General features: G+C 67.2%; 6 protein-coding genes. 4 read left to right on the forward strand and 2 right to left on the reverse strand.

The window, feature by feature from the left end; translation table 11 throughout:
- On the forward strand, positions 1–266 hold a 266-nt coding region (locus tag ACFE99_RS22410), incomplete at its 5' end, for a nicotinate-nucleotide--dimethylbenzimidazole phosphoribosyltransferase (protein WP_375488688.1).
- Positions 263–988, forward strand: coding sequence for an adenosylcobinamide-GDP ribazoletransferase (locus ACFE99_RS22415; RefSeq protein ID WP_375488690.1), 726 nt, complete (start codon positions 263–265; stop codon positions 986–988). The genes ACFE99_RS22410 and ACFE99_RS22415, both read left to right, overlap by 4 nt.
- A gap of 8 nt (positions 989–996) precedes the next feature.
- Here ACFE99_RS22415 and ACFE99_RS22420 read toward each other — a convergent pair whose 3' ends face one another.
- Both ACFE99_RS22420 and gcvT read right to left on the reverse strand, forming a co-directional pair.
- Positions 997–2,103 carry a branched-chain amino acid aminotransferase gene (locus ACFE99_RS22420; protein ID WP_375488692.1) on the reverse strand — a complete coding sequence of 369 codons (1,107 nt, stop codon included), beginning with the start codon at positions 2,101–2,103 and terminating at the stop codon, positions 997–999.
- A 23-nt stretch (positions 2,104–2,126) separates the two neighbouring features.
- Positions 2,127–3,224, reverse strand: coding sequence for a glycine cleavage system aminomethyltransferase GcvT (gcvT, locus tag ACFE99_RS22425; protein WP_375488694.1), 1,098 nt, complete (start codon positions 3,222–3,224; stop codon positions 2,127–2,129).
- Positions 3,225–3,263: 39 nt separating this feature from the next.
- On the opposite strand from gcvT, the gene ACFE99_RS22430 reads away from it, so the two are divergent.
- Positions 3,264–4,796, forward strand: a complete 1,533-nt coding sequence (locus ACFE99_RS22430) for a leucyl aminopeptidase (RefSeq protein ID WP_375488696.1) — start codon at positions 3,264–3,266, stop codon at positions 4,794–4,796.
- Between the two features lie 125 nt (positions 4,797–4,921).
- Positions 4,922–5,247: transposase (locus ACFE99_RS22435; RefSeq protein WP_375488698.1), on the forward strand; the 326-nt coding region annotated here is incomplete at its 3' end.

The following is a 5,247-nucleotide window of genomic DNA, read 5'->3' on the forward strand; positions in this document are numbered from 1 at the left end:
CGGCTCTTCTCGCCGAGCGCCTGGCGCCCGGTGCGCGGCTGTGGTGGCAGGCCGGTCACCGCTCCACCGAACCGGCTCACGCGCTGGCGTTGGCGCAGCTGGGGCTCGACCCGATCATTGACCTGCGGATGCGGCTCGGGGAGGGCACCGGCGCCGCGGCCGCGTTGCCGGTGCTGCGTGCCGCGGTGGCCACCCTGTCGTCGATGGCCACCTTCTCCGCGGCCGGTGTCGCGACCCAGGCGGACACTGTCGACGAGGTGACGTGATCCGTTCGCTGGCAACGGCTTTCGCTTTCGGGACGGTCCTGCCGGGCATGGGTGACCGGCCGCTGGGCCGTGGCACGATGACGGCGTTGCCGGTGGTCGGAGCCGCGCTGGGGGTGCTGGCGGCGGCGGTGGCGTGGCTTGGCGCGCTGGCGTTCGGTTCGGGCAGCCCGTTGGCCGGATTCCTGGCGGTGGCTGTCCTGCTGGCTGCGACCCGGGGCCTGCACATCGACGGCGTGGCCGACACCGCCGATGGGCTCGGCTGCTACGGGCCTGCCCCGCGGGCGCTCGAGCTGATGCGCGACGGCTCGACTGGACCGTTCGGGGTGGCGGCCGTCGTGCTCGTGATAATTCTTCAGGGCCTTGCTTTTTCGGCCGTGAGCGCTGTTGGGATCGTGGTGGCGGTGTGCGCGGGCCGGGTCGCGGCGGTGCTGGCCTGCCGCCGTTCGGTGCCCGCGGCCCAGGGCAGCACGCTCGGTGCATACGTCGCCGGCACTCAGTCGGCGACAACGGTATGGGGCTGGGCGGCGGCGCTGCTGGTGGCGTCGGTATGGGCGGGTCCACAGCTGTGGCAGGGACCGGTCGCGGTGCTGGTGGCACTGGGTTGCAGCGCCGCTCTGGTGGCGCACTGTGTGCGACGTTTCGGCGGCATCACCGGTGACGTGTTGGGCGCAGCCATCGAAGCCACTACAACGGTGACCGCGGTGCTGCTGGCGGCGGGGTAGAAGCGGGCTCAGCCCCGCCGCGCCATCCAGCCGTGGGTGTCGGCGAAGGTGCCGCGCTGGATTCCGGTGAGCGTGTCGCGCAAAGCCATCGTGACTTCGCCGGGTTCGCCGTCGGCGACGGTGAACTCGTTGTCGCCGTACTTCACATGCGAGATCGGGGTGATGACGGCCGCGGTGCCGCAGGCGAAGACCTCGGTGATCTCGCCGGCGGCGGTCTTCTTCTGCCACTCGTCGATGTCGATCTTGCGTTCCTCGACCGCGATGCCCGCGTCAGTAGCCAACTGCAGCAACGAATCCCGGGTGATACCGGGCAGCAGCGAGCCGGACAGCTCGGGCGTGACGAGCCGCGCCGAAGCACCACTGCCGAACACGAAGAACAGGTTCATTCCGCCCATCTCTTCGATGTAGCGGCGTTCGACGGCGTCGAGCCACACCACTTGCTCGCAACCCTTTTCGGCGGCCTGGGCCTGAGCCACCAACGAGGCCGCATAGTTGCCACCGAACTTCGCTGCACCCGTGCCGCCCGGGGCGGCCCGCACGTATTCGGTGGACACCCATACCGTGACCGGCCTAATACCGTGCTTGAAGTAGGCGCCGGCAGGCGAGGCCATCACCAGGTAGCGGTACTGCTTGGCCGGGCGAACTCCCAGTCCCGGCTCGGTGGCGAAGACGAACGGCCGCAGATACAGCGACTCTTCGCCGCCGGCGGGCGGCACCCACGCACGGTCGACGGCGATCAGCTGCCGCAACGACTCGATGAACACCTCGTCGGAAAGTTGCGGGATCGCGATCCGTCGCGCCGACGACCGCATCCGTGCGGCGTTGGCGTCGGCACGAAACGACACGATCGACCCGTCGGCCCACCGATACGCTTTCAGTCCTTCGAACACGCCTTGCGCGTAGTGCAAAACGATTGCCGACGGGTCGAGTTCAATCGGCCCGTATGCGTTGACTCTGGCGTCGTGCCAACCGCGGCCCTCGGTGTAGTCGATAGACACCATGTGGTCGGTGTGATACTTGCCGAAACCCGGGTCACGCAGAATCGACTCGCGTACCTCATCGGGTGTCGGGTTTGCGGTGCGCGAAACCGTGAACTCGAGGAGGCCGCTGGTCATCCTGCGATTGTATCTACGCGTGTCTATCGGGTTTTTGGTTGGACGAACGGCGGGCGCACAACTTCGCATTCCAGCGCGCGGCCGCGGACGTCGACGGTGACATGCTGACCGTCCTCAATGCCCGCGTCGGTGTCGATCAGCGCCAACGCGATGCCGGTTTTCAATGTCGGAGAAAATGTTCCGGACGTGGTGACCCCGATCTTGGTGTCTCCGTCCAACACCACCAAGTCGGGCCGCAATACACCGCGGCCCACTGCGCGCAGCCCGCGCAACAGCCGCCGCGGCCCCGCGGCCTTCTCGGCCAGCAACGCATCGCGCCCGAAGAACGCGTCCTTCTGCCAGCCGATTGCCCAACCGCAGCGGGTCTGCAGCGGCGAAATGTCGGCTGACAGTTCATGGCCGTGCAGCGGGTAACCCATCTCGGTGCGCAACGTGTCGCGGGCGCCGAGCCCGGCCGGCTGCCCGCCAGCGCGGGTCACCGCCGCCAACAGCGCGTCGAACACCACACCCGCGGATTCCCAGGGCGGCAGCAATTCATAGCCGTGTTCGCCGGTGTAGCCGCTGCGGCACACTCGTACCGGCACTCCCGCAAACGATGCATCGGCATAGGCCATGTAATCCATACCGGTCGGCAGCCCTAGTTCGTCGAGCACCTCGGCGGAGCGAGGCCCCTGCACGGCGAGCACGCCATAGGAGCGGTGCTCGTTTTCGATCGCCAGCTCGGGCGGTGCGGCCGCCTGAAGCGCGGCCACCACTGCGGCGGTGTTGGCGGCATTGGGCACGAGGAAGATCTCGTCGTCGGCGACGTAGTAGGCGATCAGGTCGTCGATGACACCGCCGGATTCGTTGCAGCACAAGGTGTATTGCGCTTTGCCCGGCCTGATGCGGGCCAGGTCGTTGGTGAGTGCTGAGTTGACGAACCGCGCCGCGCCCGGGCCGCGCACCGACGCCTTGCCCAGGTGACTGACGTCGAACAGGCCGACGGCGTTGCGGGTGGCGTTGTGCTCGCTAACCGTGCCGGCATACGACAGCGGCATCAGCCAGCCGCTGAACTCGGCAAAAGTAGCACCCAGCTCGCGGTGACGATCCTCCAGTGGTCCGTGCTGCAGCTCATTGCTCACGAGACTCGACCCTAATGGGCGGTGGATATGGTGATGGCCGTGAGCACTCATCCCGGTTACGTCTCCCCCGCTGTCACTGTCGCCTCCTCGCTGCCGCGCCGCGGCGCCGGATCAGCCGTGCTGATCGTGCCCGTGGTATCGACGGGAAACGAGGACCGACCACGCGCAACGGTCGTTGGGGCCGAACCGTTCCTGGACGCCGACGCGGTCGCCGAGATTGAGACGAGTCTGCACGCGTTGAGCGCCAAAGGCGGCGCCGAGCAGGTGCACCGGCTGATCGCGCCGTCGTTGCCGGTGGGCAGTGTGCTGGCGGTCGGGCTGGGCAAACCGCGCGAGGAGTGGCCGGCCGACGTCGTTCGCCGCGCCGCGGGGGTCGCCGCACGAGCACTAAACGGAGCCGAAGCGGTGATCACGACTCTTTCGCAGCTCGATGTCGGCGCAACTGTCGAAGGGCTGATCTTGGGCAGCTACCGGTTCACCGAGTTCCGCACCGCGAAGACGGCGCCCAAAGATGCGGGGCTGGGCAAGGTCACGGTGTTATCCACCGGGAAGGACGCCAAGAAAAAAGCCAGTCACGCCGCGGCTGTCGCGACCGCCGTCGCAACCGCGCGGGACTTGGTCAACACCCCGCCCAGCCACCTATATCCTGCAGAATTCGCAAGCCGAGCAAAGGCTTTGGGCGAATCCGTCGGGCTGGACGTCGAGGTGCTTGACGACGAGGCGCTGCAGAAGGCCGGCTACGGCGGAGTGATCGGAGTCGGCAAGGGCTCGTCGCGGCCGCCACGGCTGGTCCGGCTGATCCATCACGGGTCGCGGCTGGCCGAAAACCCCAAAGCCAAGAAGGTTGCGTTGGTGGGCAAGGGCATCACCTTCGACACCGGCGGGATCTCGATCAAACCGGCCGCCAACATGCACCACATGACGTCCGACATGGGCGGCGCGGCGGCGGTCATCGCCGCGGTGACGCTGGCCGCGCAGCTGGAGTTGCCGATCGACGTGATCGCCACGGTGCCGATGGCGGAGAACATGCCGTCAGGCACCGCGCAGCGCCCGGGCGATGTCTTAACCCACTACGGCGGCACCACCAGCGAGGTGCTCAACACCGACGCCGAGGGCCGGCTGATCTTGGCCGACGCCATCGTGCGGGCGTGTGAGGACAAACCGGACTATCTGATCGAGACTTCGACGCTGACCGGTGCGCAGGCAGTGGCGCTAGGCGCCCGCACTCCCGGGGTGATGGGCAGCGACGAGTTCCGCGACAGGGTTGCCGCGATATCGCAGAAAGTGGGCGAGAACGGCTGGCCGATGCCGCTGCCCGAAGAACTCAAAGACGAGCTGAAGTCGACGGTGGCCGACTTGGCCAACGTCACCGGGCAACGCTTCGCCGGGATGCTGGTGGCCGGCACTTATCTGCAGGAATTCGTCGCCGACGGGGTGGCCTGGGCGCATATCGACGTCGCCACGCCCGCCTACAACACCGGCAGCCCGTGGGGCTACACCCCGAAGGGGGGCACCGGTGTGCCGACCCGCACGATGATCGCCGTTTTGGAGGACATTGCACAGAACGGCTGATATAGATCGGTTTGGTCCTTCACAAACGCCTCCGGGGGTGTCAGGAAGGGATTGTCAGAGTTCCCTTTCGAGGACCTGGGCGTTGACGCGCTTTGGTTCTCTTGACACGCCCCGGAGGTGTTGTTGTGTCTGTGCATGTTGCCCCAGTCACGTCGTCCACGATCGTCGTTGCCGTCGATGTCGGCAAGAGCTCGGCGATGCTCTCGGCGACGGACAGTTCCCGTCATCGGGTGTTTGGTCCTGTGGGGTTCGCGCTGACTCGGTCGGAGCTGGCTAAGACTGTGCATCGAGTCAGTGCGGTGGTTCCACCGTCTGCCCAGGTCAAGGTTGGTATCGAAGCGGCTGGGCACTATCACCGGCCGGTGCTGGATTATCCGTGGCCGGTCGGCTGGGAGGTTCTGGAGTTCAATCCCGCCCATGTCGCCGAGCAACGCCGGGTGGCGGGTCGGCG

The organism is uncultured Mycobacterium sp., from assembly GCF_964249325.1.
Lineage (GTDB): Bacteria > Actinomycetota > Actinomycetes > Mycobacteriales > Mycobacteriaceae > Mycobacterium.

Excerpts from the sequence above, each read along its gene's own strand:
- ACFE99_RS22420 (WP_375488692.1), bottom strand. The coding sequence starts at position 2,103 with ATGACCAGCGGCCTCCTCGAGTTCACGGTTTCGCGCACCGCAAACCCG.